Below are 15,494 nucleotides of genomic sequence, written 5' to 3' on the forward strand. Positions count from 1 at the left end.
TAAAGATTATTTTAATAAGGTAAACTCAAGCTTTTTTTATCAATTTGACAATTTTTAAAAAGAAAATAAATAATTACCTTGGTCTCTAATATTAATTTAAAAATTTCAATTATGAAAAAAATTCTATCTATTGTGTTATTAACAGGTTTAGTAACTAGTGTTTTTGCACAAACATTATGGACTGATAATTTCGAATCATACCCAATTGGTAATTTAGGTACCCAAGGTGGTTGGGATAGAGATGGTAATGGAGCTTCTGGTAGTGCGAATTGGACTAAAGTTGCCAATATTGATGCAGCTCATGGGAAATCTTTTCAATTAGCCAGTACGGGAGCAAACAGCGAAGGAGAATGGCATTACCATGATACAAAATGGTCTACTAAAACTAGTGGAAATGATATTTTTGTATTAGAGTTTGATTATTATACTGGCGCAGCAAGTATCGGATATGGTATTGTTCAAATTTATGATACTGATGCAGGTTATGAAATGCCATTTGAAATTGGCTGGGATCCAACAGAAAAATATGTATATATAGCCGATCAGGGTAATGGTGTTATTTTAGTTGAAAATGCAACTCCTAATACTTGGTATCATATCAAAGCAGCATTAAATACAACTGATGGCGAAGTTAAAGTACAAGTAAATAATACAGGAGAAATTACTGAATTTTTCTCAACTCCTGGATTAGTTCCTCAAGAACTGGATTTCTTACTTCAAAGTATTTCTAACGTTGGAATTGATAATATTATAGTATCTGCAACCAGTACAGATCCTTTCTTAGCAGTTTCAGATGTGAACAGTGCTAAAGCAAAAGTTTCAGTATATCCTAACCCAGCGACGGATGTGATTAATGTGAAGTCTGATAATAAGATTTCTCAGATTTCGATCTTTGATGTTTCAGGAAAAGTAGTAAAAACAAGTTTAGAAACTTCAGTGAATGTTGAAAATCTTGCAAAAGGTACTTACCTTGTAAGCGTGAGATATGCAGATGGAACAACAGAAACTAAAAAAGTTATTAAGAAGTAATTTTTAATTTCTTATCATTAATATTTAAGGGCTACTAATTTTGTAGCCCTTATTTTTTGTTCACCAGAAAGCAATGCAAACGAAAAAAAACACGAAAAGCAGAATTATATTTATGGCAGTGAATATCCTAAAGTGATATATGGAATTGAACTCTTATTGATAGTAGAATTATATAAATCATAATATCTTGATTGGGTAATTATAATTTTTCCAGTAACAAAAGGTACAACAGAAGAAGAATAATCATTAGTGTGAAATAATTTTCCTATAATATCTGAGGTGTTATTATAATTTTCAAATCTTCTTCTAATGGTGTAGTTTTTATTGGGTTGAAGATTAATCAAAGGCAAACTCTTATAATCTTGATGCGTTGTAGAAAACGTAAAAATATTCGAATAAAGCACGGTATTATTTTCATCAACAATTTCGATGACACACGGTTTTCCCGTGTATGATTGATATCCAACGCTGCACAAATTTATTGCTTCAGTAACTTGAAAAGTATATTCATGAGTTGCTAAATCCATTGTCGTATGAATGGAATAATTTCCTGAATTGACATAGTCTGCGAAATCATTCTCCATATTCGCATTTTCTTCATCGCAGGAATTCAAATCTTTAAGAATAATTTTAATATTTGATAATGCAGAAACAGTGTTATTTGAAGCTTTTACAATCGCTGTTATAACAGGATTGGTTTCAAAATCAAAATAACTTCTTGTTAAAACATATAAATTACCTGTTGCCGCATCTATTTTTAAAGCATTAGTATTTGACTGTGATTCTATCGAATAGGTCAGATTGCCAACATTAGTAGTTCCTGTTATTTTTCCAATTAACATTTGATTGGTAGGGTTTTCATTAATACTGAATGTAAAATCATGTATTGAAACCGTAGTTTCTAAAACATCTTTTAATGAAATTGTAATCTGAATATCTTTAAAAACAGTTCCGTTTGAAATTTTTGCAACGCCAGAAATAGTGGGATGGGTTTCATAGTCAAAAAGATTTGGGTCTGCTACAAATAATTCGCCTGTGCTGGAATTTAAACCCATTGCACCTGGTAAATTTTGCGAAATGATTTCGTATTTTAAATTTCCTTGATTGGTCGTTGCGTTAATTTTACCAATTACTTGTTGTGATGAAGGATTTTCATCCATCGTTACTGCAAAATCTGATGCGGTAATTGTTGTTATATCTTCATCATGATTGCATGAAAATAAAATAAATAAGGAAAAAAATAACAATTTGGTATAGCTTAAATTCATTTTAATATTTTGTGAAACAAATATATCTTATTTCAACTTACATTGATAAAAATATTTATCGCATAAAAAAAGCCGACTATATTAAATAGCCGGCTATATGATTGATTAATTTTTTAGAGCGAATAATTCGGTGCTTCCTGCGTGATAATCACGTCGTGCGGATGAGATTCTTTCAAACCACTTCCGGTAATCATAACCATTTTTCCGTCTTTCTGTAAAGTGTCGATATCTTTCGTTCCGCAATATCCCATTCCAGCTCTGATTCCACCAGTTAATTGAAAGACTACATCTTCTAATTTTCCTTTGTGTGGAACTCTTCCTTCAATTCCTTCTGGTACGAATTTCTTAGCTTCACTTTGAAAATATCTTTCTTTTCCGCCACGTCTCATTGCTGAAAGAGAACCCATTCCTTGGTACGCTTTAAACCTTCTACCTTGGAAAATAATATCTTCACCTGGTGCTTCGTCAGTTCCCGCTAATAATGAACCGAGCATTACTGCACTTGCTCCGGAAGCTAAGGCTTTTACAATGTCTCCAGAAAGTTTAATTCCACCATCAGCAATTACTGCAACGTTTTTGGTCTTCGCATATTCGAAAACATTATAAATAGCAGAAAGTTGAGGAACACCAACTCCGGCTACAACTCTGGTTGTACAGATAGAACCTGGACCAATACCAACTTTTAAAATATTTGCACCTGCTTCTATTAAATCTTTAGCAGCTTCTGCGGTAACAATGTTTCCACCTACAATATCAAGTTCTGGGAAGTTTTTGCGAATTTCTGCAACTTTATCTAAAACTCCTTTTGAATGTCCATGTGCAGAATCTACGGCGATAATATCAACGCCAGCTTTTACCAAAGCGGTAACTCTTTCAATAGTATCTTCGCCAATTCCAACTCCGGCACCCACGATTAGTTTTCCATTGCTGTCTTTATTTGCATTGGGATATTCCAGTTGATTGTCGATATCTTTAATGGTAATTAAACCTACTAATTTAAATTCTTTATCAACGATAGGAAGTTTCTCAATGCGGTTTTTTAATAGAATTTGTTTGGCTTGTTCCAGCGTAGTCGATTTGTCAGAAGTGATCAATTTATCTTTGGTCATCAATTCTTCTACTTTCGCATCAAGGTTTTCTTGATACTTTACATCTCTATTGGTAATAATTCCAATTAAAGTGTTTTCAGCATCAACTACAGGTAAACCAGAAATTTTATAATCAGCCATTAAATCTTTGGCGTATTTTAAACTATGATCTTTAGTAAGCGTCACCGGATCAGAAATCATTCCATTTTCAGAACGCTTCACCTTGTACACTTGGGCAGCTTGTTCTTCAATGGGCATATTTTTATGGATAAATCCAATACCACCAACTCTTGCTAATGCAATCGCCATTTCAGCTTCGGTTACCGTATCCATTGCTGCGGAAACGATAGGAGCATTAAGTGTAATTTTATCGGAAAGTCGTGATTTTAGGGAAACCTGGTTAGGTAAAACTTCTGAGTAAGAAGGGATTAGAAGTACGTCATCGAAAGTGATGGCCGTTTCTACGATTTTGTTGTGGATAGACATCTTTACTTTCTGTGCAAAATTAAGTTATTTTTATTAAAGATAAAAATATGTGCTTTTTTATTAACAAAACTTTAATATGCATTTTTCAAAAGAATCCATTGTGCTTTTTGAATTCTAGTTCCAGCTTCATCAGTCAATATATAATACGTCCAGTATGTTCCTGTCGGATAACTCATGCCAGTTTTTGATTTTCCGTCCCAAAACGATTTGTTTTTTTCGCCATGTTCATACACTTTCGTACCGTATCTGTCAAAGATTGCCAATTGTAGATTGCTCATGTTCCCCAAGGCCGAGTAATCCCAAACATCATTAATGCCATCATCATTTGGCGAAAAAACATTAGGGAGAAGGGTATTTGGATTTCCCGGTTGGTCCGGAATATCAGTTTGAATTAAATCTATTTTTCTAACTACGTAACAATTATTTCTGGTAATCACTCTGGCAAAAACTTCTGTGTTATTTGTAACAAAAGAGGTAATTTGATTTCCTGTAATTTCATTACTACCACTCTCTGCATCGCTGTTTAATCGATAGTATTTTATGATATCACTGTCTGGATTGGCAATAGTCGATTCCGTCAAATCATAAACATAACTTCTGTTATTAAAGCTTTTTGGAAAGATGGCGTTTTTTAATTCAGCAGTAGGCGAAGCATAAATCGTAAATGAAGCTTTAAATATTTCATAGAAACCACTTTCTGCATTTACCCGATAAACCATTCTGTTTTCTCCAGAAAAATCCTCATTAATTTTTACTAAAATATCCTCACCATCAACAATTGCAGTTCCAGATAGTGGTTGGGTTAGAATTTGAATTGACTTCACGACTTCTTTAATTCTTGGTGGACTGAAAGAAGGACTGACTACAAAAGAATGACAGAAGCTACCAAGATATTTATCAGTCAAAGTATAAGGGCAAACATCTACAAATATGGGATCTGTGGTGAAGCTAAATCCAGTGTAAAAACAAACGCAGGTATAATTCCCAGGAAGAGTAGGCGTGTAATTTGAACTCGTTGCGCCTAGAATATCCACGCCGTTTCTTTGCCATTGAAAACTAATGAAATCGGTATTATTCAAATAAAGGTAAACACCTTCTTCAATACAGTTCCCGTTTTTGATGATGAACGGGTCATTTGAAAAGCCGGTATAACTGCTTCCGAAACCTGCATACGGATAGCCACCGACCACATCTACAATCAGACTTTTGTTAGAGGTGATATTGATGTCTCCTACATTATAAGGTCTTGTAAAATAGGACCAGCCAGGCTTCCCTACGATTGGCGAAAGATTGGTGACCGCAGCTCCATTGTAAAGGATGGTCGCGTTGTCTTCTGTCTTAACAGTTATTTTATTATCCATACGTACCACGCCGATTTTTTCAACGCTCGGGATTTGAATGGTGTTGGTTAATTTCTGTCGCGGATCTGGCAGATAATTTTTATCGAGAGGGTAAGAAAATAGCATTCCGCTGGAAAACCAGGTGCGATCTGCCACGGGACCTCTGACCAACATATTGAAACCTCCAATGAGCTGATAGAAATAAATTGGTTCAGAAGACCGAATGTACATTCCCCTGGTCGGTACGGTGATGGGCTCCGTATTCACAAAATTTGGTTGATTTCCATCAATCCATTTATTATCCCGATTTGGGTAAGGCCCAATGAAATGCTGTCCTTTGTTCAAAGTTATAAAGGGTGTAGTGTCATCATTGAAATAGATTTTGGTATTGTCCTTAGTTGCCAGGAATAAAGGTTTTTCCACACCGGATTCAGATTTTGTCATTCCATTGACAATGAAATATTCTTTGCCGATTTTTGACGTCGGAACCGTTTGGTCAAAATTCATATTCCCGGACTCTTCACCAACATCCTGACTTATAAAATTACCGTTAGAAACAACCACGGGTTGGTCAGAAGTTATTTTTGCACCAATTAAATTAGGATCATTATCATCTAAAATTCCGCTCGGATTGTTGTTTTTTTTATCTGCTGCAACAATAAAAGATTCGCCTTTATTTAAAGTAAAATTCAGTTCATCGTCGGTACTTCCATCAGAAAAAATAATTCTGTTATCGAATTCGGAAACGCGTACGTGGGTATTGTCTTTTGTAGCCATCACCGACGCAACGTAATTTTTGTCATTCGGATTATTGCCATACAGAATGTTCTGATCCATTACGGTATAAAACTCTTTACCTAAGGCAGATTTTCCTTTAGAAGCAAAGACATCGGTAATCGGAGGAGAAGACAGCATCGGACCGGTGGCTACCCTTAGACTTGCATAAAAACTTTTCTCGCCGGTGATATGGATTCCACTTGAGATCACTTTCATAACCCGAAAATTTGTCATAACGTAAATCATGCTGCTGTCATTTAACTGAAACGCCGCGGGAGATGACTTGCTGATGGTCAAAGTTTTTAACAGAACATTATTGTTATAAACTTTCACCGTAAAAGGATCAACTTTGTCTGTGGAGAGGTAGAAGTATATTTCTGAAATCTGAAATCCAGATGCTGTTCGGTACAAAGGCGGAAACCAATGTTCTAAGTCTAATTGCGCTTTTGCATTTAAACCGAAAAATAGAAGAACAATTAAAAGGATTTTTGAAAATTTCATTGGCTAAATTTAATTAAAAAAAATAGCAATAATTTATTTAATAATGTTAAATTACTTCTTTACCATTTTATTCAAATCATTTTTCTCCGAATAATTAATAAGTCTCGAAATATCATCTGCCGTAAATTTACCCGAAACATCTACCAAAACCAATTCACTTCCCGATGCAATCGTAATCATTAGTCTTTTTATTTCTTCACCTTTTTGTTTTGCCCGAAAATGGATGGTTTCTTTTTCTTTCTTCACCGTGATCCATTCTTCGAAATTATCTTTCTTCAAATATTTAGCAAAATCAGCGATCATTTCTGAGTTTCCGTTTTCGATCGTCATCACTTTTATATCAGAAACTTTTTTGATGAGGTTAATGAGTTCTTCGCTTTCGCCATCATCACGCAGCGCCTTTTTCACAAAAGGTTTAGCCAGAAACATTGGGACATTTATACTGGTGAATTGTGCGCCTCTATAGTCGTAATGAGGATTGTCAAAAAATCCCATGTTTGGTTTCTCCGATACGATGCAGGATTGCAACGAGAATATAAGCAAGGCCAATCCAAAGAAGTAATATGATTTTTTCATGATTTTAGTTTAAAGGTTTAATGCTTCCACCGCTTACTGATTTCGCCGAGCCGTTGAAGCTTTTCGGAGTTCCTTTATATCTGATCGAAGCTCCGGAAGTTGCCGTTGCAGTTAAATTATCTGTAACCTGAATTTTCAGATTCGCACCAGAAGAAACATTGGCACTTCCATTTTTAGAAATCAAATCCTGAGCATTACAAGTTGCTGCACTCGTCATATTTACTTTGATGTTTTGCGCAGTTCCGACGATCGTTGCCATTGAACCACTCGTTCCTTCAAATTCAAAATTACTGGTATTCATATCGATTCTCGCACTGGAACCTGAACTGATATCAACGCTCACTGTATTTTTAATATTCAAATCTGCATTTAGATTTGCTCCCGAAGAAATATCGGTTTTGAAATTATCTTCATTAATGGTATTTAAAGTCGTAAGCAAAGATCCTGAAGAAACTTTTACCGAAGAAAGTCTTGGTGCTTCTATAGTTACCAACAGTTTTTTAAAATTTAAATTCTTGTTGTTTTTATCTTTTACTTTAATCACCAGAATCCCGTTTTCAACTTCCGTAGAAATATATTGCTGCATATTTGGATCGGTGTCTACTACGACTGATTGATTATTTCCCTGAGTGAAATTGACTTTAATTCCACTCGAAACTGAAACTCCGGTAAACTTGCCTACGTTTCGAACTTGAGTTATGCCGTTTGAAGTTATATTTTCTGTAGTTACCGAACTTTTAGTTGCTGATTTTTCGGCTTCATTGATGAGGTTGTTCACGTCATCCATCGAAATTTTCCCATCAAGCATCATTAAAACCGTATTTCCATCAGCATTAATACTCAACAACAGATTATCTAAAATTCCGTTGGTCGCATCAGAAGACAAAAATTTTATTTTATTGTCTTTGCTGTTCACCGTCATCAGTTCTTCATATTTCATGCTTTTGATGGAACTTGAAATGTCAGCTTGTAATTTCTGAAATTGATTTTGTGGTTTCTGGCCATCAGGTTTTTCAACAATTAAAATTTTCAAACCATTAATTTTACTGAGCAAAGGTTTAATTTGAGCCAGTTCATCATCAGCGATATTCAACTTGTTCAGCATGTTGAACATTGGTTTTGCAATCTTGATGGAAGTCACACCATCAGTTTCCTGGTACTTTTCAAAAAGCTGATCAAGTTTATCTTTCTGTGCATTGATCTGAAAGAAATGCGAAAAGAAAAGGGCGAATATTAAGAGTAATTTTTTCATGATATTAGATTTTAGTAATCATTGTTAAAGGATTTGATGACTTCGGTTTGAGCCATCGTTTTCGATACATTTTCAGACAGAATTCGGAAGGAATACTTCGTCAAGTCAATCGCTTCCTGTTCATTTTCTATTTTTTGTCCGTTGATAATCACGTAACTGGATTCGTATTTTGGAGTTTTTACAGTCGTCTTTTCTTTATCTCTTGGAACAGAAACTTCTGCATACCGTTCTCGCGATGTTCTGTTAATTCTTCCTCTTTTTGGAATAATCTGCTCCATGATATCTGCAGTATTAATTTGTTCTACAGTTCGCGTGGAATCAGAAATAATACTGTCGGATTTTATTTTTAAAGAATCATTAATCGCATTCACGGCCAATTGTGATTCCTGGTGAAAACTATCTTTCTGTTTTAGGATTTCATTTTGAACCAGTTGATTTTGTTGATCAATGGTATTTCTGCTTTCATAATTAAAGAAAATACCGATTGATACTAGCAAAATTACACTTGCGGCCATCCAAAATGTTTTCGGGAAAGAACCACTTTTCGTTTTCGAAACTAAAGGAATAACTTTTTCTTCCTGCTTTGTTTTCTCCAGGAAATCTTCAAAATCCCAATTCATTTTCTCTTCTTTGAGCTCCTGCGTAATTTCCTTATATTTATCTTGAGTTTGATCTTTTTTCATCGTGATAATTGTTATAAACTTTCAATCATTCTGTTTTCGAAATCCATTAATTTTTGGATCTGCTCTTTCACTTTTTGTCTTGCGCGCATCAGATTTACTCTTACGGCATTTTGTTCCATTTCCAGAATTTCAGAAATCTCCGCCACATCAAAATCTTCTACATCTTTCAAATGAATCACCGCTTTCTGCTTCTCCGGAAGTTCATTAATAAAACCAATAATCTGTTCCTTCATATTATTAGACTCCACTTCATGAATTTCACTTCTGTGTTTTTGAAAATCAGCAAAACCCATTTTCACGTCTTCGTGCTTTAATCGGTTCAGACATTCATTTTTCACCGACTTCATTGCATACGATTTCAAGTTTCCGAAACTCGCCAGCTCTTCTTTTTTCTGCCAGAATTTCATCATCAAATCCTGCACAACATCTTCCGCTTCGTCACTGCTGATCACGAATCTTTTCGCAAAACGATACATCTCATCCTTGAGACAGAATACCGTGTTTTTAAAGATTTCGTGGGTCATAGTTTTGTTTCTATAAGTAAGACAACTAATTTCCGAATTATATTACATCAAAATAAAAAAAACTTCAAAATAGTTTTTGAAGTTTCCTTTTTTAGACAAATTTTCTTGTCAATATTTATTTGGGCAGACATTTCCGCCTTCCACTCCCGCTTTTTTAATTGGTGGCTTAGTTTCGGCATGCTCAACCACCAATTAAAAAGAGCTCCGTTCAAGTCGGGCTGCAGATCGGATTTTATTTCTTTAGATATCTGTTGTGAATTTGTTTCAAATTTTCTTTTCTATTGAATTGTTTTACCAAACCGCTATTCTCACCAATAAATAGTTGAGCTTCGAGAATAGATTTCTTGATATCTAAATCTTTCATGATTGAGGTTTTTTATTTCAAAATTAAGAGAAATTTAATATCTACAAATCCGTCACCTTCTTCTCAATTTTATAAACCGTTCCTCTAAATGTCGCAACCAAAACTTTATGCTGATTCGTAATCGAAATATCGTAAACTCCGGTTTTTCTGGTATCGGAAATCAAAACACTTTCCGCGGTTAAAATATCTCCCAATCGAATTGCTTTCGTAAAGTTCATGGAACAATGTAGCGCAACCGAGGCTTCATTCGTATTATTACTCGAAAAAGCCAAAGCCGAATCTGCGAGGGAAAAAGTAATGCCGCCGTGAACCGTTCGCAGTCCGTTGATCATTTCTTGTTTTACAGGCATTTCAATCAGACAATATTTCTCCCGAACTTCGATGAGTTTTATTCCCATCCATTGTGAGAAGTGATCTTGATTAAGCATGTATTGAGCGAGTTCGTATGGAGTCATATTTTTAATTTGAGAATGAGATAATTTATAAATTTGAAAATGAAAATAGAATGGGCGAAATTTATTATAAGTTGCGGGATTTAATTTCTTTATTTAAGGAATTCACCTGAAAAAGTAAAGGCAAAGTAATGACCGGCAACAGAAAAACAGGAATAAAACTGCCAATTGATATTTTGGCAACTTCTTTAAAGAAAAAGATATACAGTAATAATACAATCAACATAAAACAAACGACATACATTCCGATTAAAACGCCTTTTAAGAAATCTCTTTGTTTAATTAATTTTTTATCTGACCAGTCAGAAAGTTCATTCTTTTTATCCATCGATTTATTTAATTATTACATTTTACGCAGTAAAGGACTTTGTCTGTATCTTTCCTCCTGATATTCATCGTATAATTTTTGCAACGTTTCAGAAACTTTGTCTAACCCAATATCAAATCCCCATTGCAATAAACCTTTCGGATAATTCACGCCCTTTTGCATCGCTAATTCAATCGCTTCATCGTTGGCGATTCCGAGTCGTTTTGCTTCTACGGCTTCATTAATTAACATTGATAAAATTCGCATAAAGATTTCTTGATACAATTCTTCATCTTTTTCGGGAGCGGGTTTTTGAGCATTTTCGGAATAATCGTAAAATCCTTTTCCGGTTTTTCTACCATGTAATTTTGCCTCGCTCATTCTTTGTTGAAGCAAACTCGGTTTGTATTTCGGGTCGAAAAAATAATCAGCGTAAACGGTTTTTGTTACAGAGAAATTAACATCAATTCCAATAAGATCCATGAGTTCAAAAGGACCCATTTTGAAATTACCTAAAGTGCGCATCGCATCATCGATCTGTTCTGGTGTGGCGATATTTTCTTCCGCAATTCTTAGCGCTTCACCATAAAACGGACGCGCAATTCTGTTCACAATAAATCCGGGAACATCTTTCGCAATCACCGGGATTTTCCCCCAACTTTCCATTAAGGCCGTAATTTCGAATGCCAGAGTTTTCTCCGTTAAAAGTCCCGGAATAACTTCCACCAAAGGCATCAAAGGAGCTGGATTGAAAAAATGAATTCCAATAAAACGTTTGGGATTCTTTAATTCTGAAGAAAGGGAAGTAATCGAAATAGAAGAAGTATTACTCGAAATAATACAATCGTCAGAAACAATTTCTTCTAAACTTTGAAAAACTTTGGTTTTGATTTCTTTGTTTTCAATAATGGCTTCGATCACCAAATCGCAATCTTTAAAATCCTGAAGTTCCGAACAAGGTTTTATTTTATTAAAAATATCTTCACTTTTTCCTGAAGATATTTTTTGTTTTTCAACCAATCTATCCAGAACCTTTTTTAGACTTGCTATAGATTTTGCTGTTTGTGCTGAATTAGCATCATATAAAAAAACCTCACATCCGGAAGTTGCTGCAACTTGCGCAATCCCAATTCCCATGGTTCCAGAACCTATAATTCCTATTTTATTCATTATTTAATTAAATCAATTTCGATGATGTTATTGTCTTTCTTAAGGTCTTCCAGCATATCTTTTTCAATATTTTTAATCATTTCTGCAGCTTCAATATTAGGAAATCGCTTCTTCAGAGCGATAGCAGGATATTTTCGATTTTCTTTAAATGCTTTTGCAAATTTTGCATGAGGTATCATGATTTGAATGTCATCAGAATTGTCCGGGTAAACAAAACTATCATTCAAATTTTTTATCCCCTTTAATTCAAATTGATGACTTTTAGATTCGTCTTCTATTTTTACAATTAAGCCTGGCAAACCTTTGAATTTGTAAGGACCATCTTGAAAAGGAATATCTTTTGTGAACCAAGCAATCCATTTTCTGCCACCAAATTCTGTGGTAGCTTTTTGAGCATTATAGTCTAAAACCGAGATGTATTCTGGTAAAAGTTTCCATTTTAAGTCAATAGTTTGATGAACCGAATAATCAGTTTCAGAAATCTGTGTAATATATTCAATGGTATTAGAATTATTTTTTTTAATTACCCGACTTCTTGAAATTATTTTATTTCTTTTTTGCGGCGGAGCTGGTGGTTTAAGAAAGTAGGAACCATCTTTAATTTCTGAATGTATTGTAGAATCTGAAACATACTTTTCGTAATTGAAATATTCAGACTTTTCTTTATCAATATTTAATACCATTATTGCGGAGAAATTAGCTGCTTTTTGCGTAGAATCAGGTACAGAAATATAATCGTAAATAAACTGTTTTGTTTGCGCAAAAGTGAAATTTATTATTAAAATAAATAATGGTATAATTAATTTTCTCATGTAATTTGAAAGTTTGCTAATCCCTACGTTTATAATTATTTATTGATGCGCTGATGGGAAAATTGTCAAATTAATATATTATCACATCATCAAATTAATTACTTTCCTTTATATTCAGGTATTCTTTTTTCTAAAAATGCAGAAACTCCTTCCATGAAATCTTCTGATTCTGCAGCTTCCTGTTGGAGAATCCCTTCGATATCCAGTTGTTTACTTAAACTGTTGTCGTAAGATTCGTTGAAGGCTTTTTTTGTCAAAGCAATTGCTTTCGTCGGTAAATTTGAAATTTGAGTTAAAACTCCCATCGCATTTTCCATGAAGTTTTCATCTTCGAAAACGTCAGCAATTAATCCTAAATCTTTTGCTTCTTTCGCTGACAGTTTTTTTCCTGTAAACGCCAAATAATTGGCTTGCTGTCTTCCTAAAAGTTTTGGTAACCAATATGTTCCGCCGGTGTCAGGAATTAATCCGATGTTGACAAACGCTTGAGAAAAATAAGAAGATTCCGTCGCCAAAGCGATGTCGCAAATTAAAGCTAACATTGCACCAGCGCCAACTGCAGGACCATTCACCAAAGAAATAACTGGTTTTCTGGCGTTGGCAATTTCTTTCACCAAAGGATTATAAAAATCAATAACCATTCTCTGAATTACTCGATCTTCGTCTGGATCGCTGAAAGACATGGCGTCTTTCAAATTTTGTCCGGAGCAAAAAGCTTTTCCACGACCTGAAATAGCCAGACAACGAACATTTTCATCACGACTTCCGTCATGAATGAAATTTTTGAGTTCAGAAAGTAAGGTTTTATTTAAACTGTTATAAGTTTTCTCGTCGTTCAGATAAGCGATTTGCAATTTCCCATCAAGGTGAGATTCTATTTCGAGTTGTGTGTACATATTATTAATTTGAGAATTTGAAAATGTGATTGAATTTTTCCGTTTAATAAAAGGATTCTAACAAAGATAAAACTTTAATTATATTTAAAATAATTAAAGCAATGCTGAGAATAAAGAGTATTTAAATCATCAAATTTTCAAATTACCAGATTTTCAAATTGGATTAATGACATTTAAAATAATCGAAAGGTTCCAGACAATCGTTACACTGATAACTGGCTTTGCAAAGAGTAGAGCCAAAACGGCTGATTTGCTTCGTATTAGTAGAACCACATCTTGGACATTTTTTCGGAACATTTAAATGATCTTCGTGATTTCCTTTTTCTGGCGGCGTAATTCCGTAAACGCGAAGTTTTTCCCGAGCTTCGTCGGTAATCCAATCAGTTGTCCAAACGGGAGCTATTTTTGTGATTACTTTGGCCTGAATTCCTTTTTCTTTAAAGAGTTTAATAATGTCTTCTTCAATATTAAACATCGCCGGACACGCCGAATAAGTCGGTGTAATCACGATTTCTACTTCGTTGTCAGAAATCATTTTTGCTTCCCGAACGATTCCGAGTTCCACGATATTGATAACGGGAATTTCGGGATCGGGAATTTGGGAAAGAATTTCTAGTAAGTTTGCTTGATTAATCACGGGATTTATATTTTTTTTAACCACAAAAGGCACAAAAGGTTGAAGTGAAATTTATGATGTTGAAAAGTTCAAAAAAGAGCAAAACCAATAATTTTGCAACTATCAACTATCAACTATCAACTATCAACTATCAACTGAAATTTACCAAGCGCAATTCGGATAAGTTCTTTGCATAAACTGCAATTCACATAAAATAAATCCGAAATATTCGGTGTGATAACCAGTTCTGGAACCTTTTTGCATAAAGTCACTTTCCGGAATTGCTATTCCGAAATTTTGGAAATCTTCAGCAACTGTTTTTTTCCAAAGTTCCTTAATTTGTTTTCCGTTGGGAACGATTTCTAATTTTGCTAAATCTTCTTCGCCTGGAGTTTCTGCAAACATTCCGCCGGTATATTCCCAAAGATGTTCAACTGCATTTTTCAAACGGGTTTTACTTTCTTCAGTTCCACCTGCAAACATTTTGATCCAGGTTGAAGTATGCGTGTAATGGTATTTTACTTCTTTCAAAGATTTTTCGGCAATCGCAGAAATTTGTTCATCGGTGCTTTTCATTAATTCTGTATAAAGAATTTTCTGATAAACCGAAAAGAAGTAAACCTTCAAAATCGTCTGTGCATAATCACCATTTGGAAGTTCCGTCAACTGACAATTCAGATATTCTTTTTCCAAACGCAAGAAAGCCAAATCATCTTCTGATTTTCCAAGATCCTGAATTTGTGCTGCGTATTTATAAAAATTATTGGACTGTCCGAGATAATCTAAAGCGATATTCGTCAAGGCGATATCTTCTTCCAGATAAGGTCCCTGTCCGCAAAGTTCGCCCAACCTTTGACCAAAAATCAAAGTGTCATCGGCTAATTTTAAAGTATAATTAAAAAGTGGATTCATTTATTTAAATTTTTAGACATGAGATGTAGAGATTTTAGACATGAGATTTTTTGTAATAGAAGAAATTGACCTGGTATTTTCTACCATCCAATTTCTCGTGTCTCACTTCTCCCAGTCTCTGGTCTATTTTACATGTTTTTCACATCATTTGGGATTTCGTAAAAAGTCGGATGGCGATAGAGTTTATCGTCTGCCGGATCGAAAAATGCTTCTTTATCAACGCCTTCTGAAGTCACCAAATATTTACTTGGAACAACCCAAATTGAGGTTCCTTCCATTCTTCTGGTGTACACATCTCTTGCTCCTTGAAGTGCCATTTCCGCCGTCGCAGCTTGCACTGTTCCTGCGTGTTTATGGGAAAGTCCCGGTTTTGTCTGGATGAAAACTTCCCACATATCTAAGTTGCTCATTGTTGTAAATTTTAAGGTTTAAAGATAAAGA

The 15,494-nt window shown here is 34.6% G+C and carries 17 protein-coding genes; 1 reads left to right on the plus strand and 16 read right to left on the minus strand.

The genetic code is table 11. The annotated features are described in order from the left end of the window. Window positions 1-111 precede the first annotated feature (111 nt). Entirely contained in the window at window positions 112-1,029 is a 918-nt protein-coding gene (locus Q73A0000_RS14815) for a T9SS type A sorting domain-containing protein (RefSeq protein ID WP_193811696.1), read from the plus strand. 110 nt (window positions 1,030-1,139) lie between these two features. Here the strand turns inward: Q73A0000_RS14815 and Q73A0000_RS14820 are convergent, their stop codons facing one another. The 16 genes from Q73A0000_RS14820 to paaB form a co-directional block, all read right to left on the minus strand. Further along, window positions 1,140-2,297: a cadherin repeat domain-containing protein gene (locus tag Q73A0000_RS14820; RefSeq protein ID WP_193811697.1), complete on the minus strand. Its 1,158-nt coding sequence runs from the start codon at window positions 2,295-2,297 to the stop codon at window positions 1,140-1,142. A 113-nt stretch (window positions 2,298-2,410) separates the two neighbouring features. After that, window positions 2,411-3,871, minus strand: coding sequence for an IMP dehydrogenase (gene guaB / locus Q73A0000_RS14825; RefSeq protein WP_193811698.1), 1,461 nt, complete (start codon window positions 3,869-3,871; stop codon window positions 2,411-2,413). A gap of 71 nt (window positions 3,872-3,942) precedes the next feature. Beyond that, window positions 3,943-6,489, minus strand: coding sequence for a gliding motility-associated C-terminal domain-containing protein (locus tag Q73A0000_RS14830; protein ID WP_193811699.1), 2,547 nt, complete (start codon window positions 6,487-6,489; stop codon window positions 3,943-3,945). Window positions 6,490-6,540: 51 nt separating this feature from the next. Beyond that, window positions 6,541-7,065 (minus strand): DUF4252 domain-containing protein, encoded by a 525-nt coding sequence (locus Q73A0000_RS14835; protein ID WP_193811700.1) that lies wholly within the window; start codon window positions 7,063-7,065, stop codon window positions 6,541-6,543. A gap of 4 nt (window positions 7,066-7,069) precedes the next feature. Continuing rightward, entirely contained in the window at window positions 7,070-8,317 is a 1,248-nt protein-coding gene (locus Q73A0000_RS14840) for a DUF4252 domain-containing protein (RefSeq protein WP_193811701.1), read from the minus strand. Window positions 8,318-8,328: 11 nt separating this feature from the next. Further along, entirely contained in the window at window positions 8,329-9,000 is a 672-nt protein-coding gene (locus Q73A0000_RS14845; RefSeq protein WP_193811702.1) for a hypothetical protein, read from the minus strand. A gap of 11 nt (window positions 9,001-9,011) precedes the next feature. Continuing rightward, the gene (locus Q73A0000_RS14850; RefSeq protein ID WP_193811703.1) at window positions 9,012-9,524 is read right to left on the minus strand and encodes an RNA polymerase sigma factor; all 513 of its coding nucleotides are present in this window, start codon (window positions 9,522-9,524) and stop codon (window positions 9,012-9,014) included. A 232-nt stretch (window positions 9,525-9,756) separates the two neighbouring features. Next, window positions 9,757-9,888, minus strand: a complete 132-nt coding sequence (locus Q73A0000_RS17105; protein ID WP_262892922.1) for a hypothetical protein — start codon at window positions 9,886-9,888, stop codon at window positions 9,757-9,759. Window positions 9,889-9,929: 41 nt separating this feature from the next. After that, a complete protein-coding gene (locus Q73A0000_RS14855) occupies window positions 9,930-10,343 on the minus strand; it encodes a PaaI family thioesterase (RefSeq protein WP_193811704.1) in 414 nt (137 codons plus the stop codon). 64 nt (window positions 10,344-10,407) lie between these two features. Next, window positions 10,408-10,668: a hypothetical protein gene (locus Q73A0000_RS14860; protein ID WP_193811705.1), complete on the minus strand. Its 261-nt coding sequence runs from the start codon at window positions 10,666-10,668 to the stop codon at window positions 10,408-10,410. Window positions 10,669-10,683: 15 nt separating this feature from the next. Further along, window positions 10,684-11,817 (minus strand): 3-hydroxyacyl-CoA dehydrogenase NAD-binding domain-containing protein, encoded by a 1,134-nt coding sequence (locus Q73A0000_RS14865; protein WP_193811706.1) that lies wholly within the window; start codon window positions 11,815-11,817, stop codon window positions 10,684-10,686. Continuing rightward, on the minus strand, window positions 11,817-12,629 hold the full coding sequence (locus Q73A0000_RS14870; protein ID WP_193811707.1) for a GLPGLI family protein: 813 nt from the start codon (window positions 12,627-12,629) through the stop codon (window positions 11,817-11,819). The genes Q73A0000_RS14865 and Q73A0000_RS14870 overlap by 1 nt, the downstream gene beginning before the upstream one ends. A 98-nt stretch (window positions 12,630-12,727) precedes the next feature. Further along, window positions 12,728-13,525 (minus strand): enoyl-CoA hydratase-related protein, encoded by a 798-nt coding sequence (locus tag Q73A0000_RS14875; protein WP_193811708.1) that lies wholly within the window; start codon window positions 13,523-13,525, stop codon window positions 12,728-12,730. 163 nt (window positions 13,526-13,688) lie between these two features. Next, entirely contained in the window at window positions 13,689-14,162 is a 474-nt protein-coding gene (paaD, locus tag Q73A0000_RS14880; RefSeq protein ID WP_410504116.1) for a 1,2-phenylacetyl-CoA epoxidase subunit PaaD, read from the minus strand. 141 nt (window positions 14,163-14,303) lie between these two features. Beyond that, window positions 14,304-15,053, minus strand: coding sequence for a 1,2-phenylacetyl-CoA epoxidase subunit PaaC (paaC, locus tag Q73A0000_RS14885; RefSeq protein ID WP_193811709.1), 750 nt, complete (start codon window positions 15,051-15,053; stop codon window positions 14,304-14,306). Window positions 15,054-15,181: 128 nt separating this feature from the next. Continuing rightward, window positions 15,182-15,463, minus strand: coding sequence for a 1,2-phenylacetyl-CoA epoxidase subunit PaaB (gene paaB, locus Q73A0000_RS14890; protein WP_193811710.1), 282 nt, complete (start codon window positions 15,461-15,463; stop codon window positions 15,182-15,184). Window positions 15,464-15,494: the final 31 nt, after the last annotated feature.

Origin of the sequence: Kaistella flava (ex Peng et al. 2021) (assembly GCF_015191005.1) — a bacterium.
GTDB lineage: Bacteria > Bacteroidota > Bacteroidia > Flavobacteriales > Weeksellaceae > Kaistella > Kaistella flava.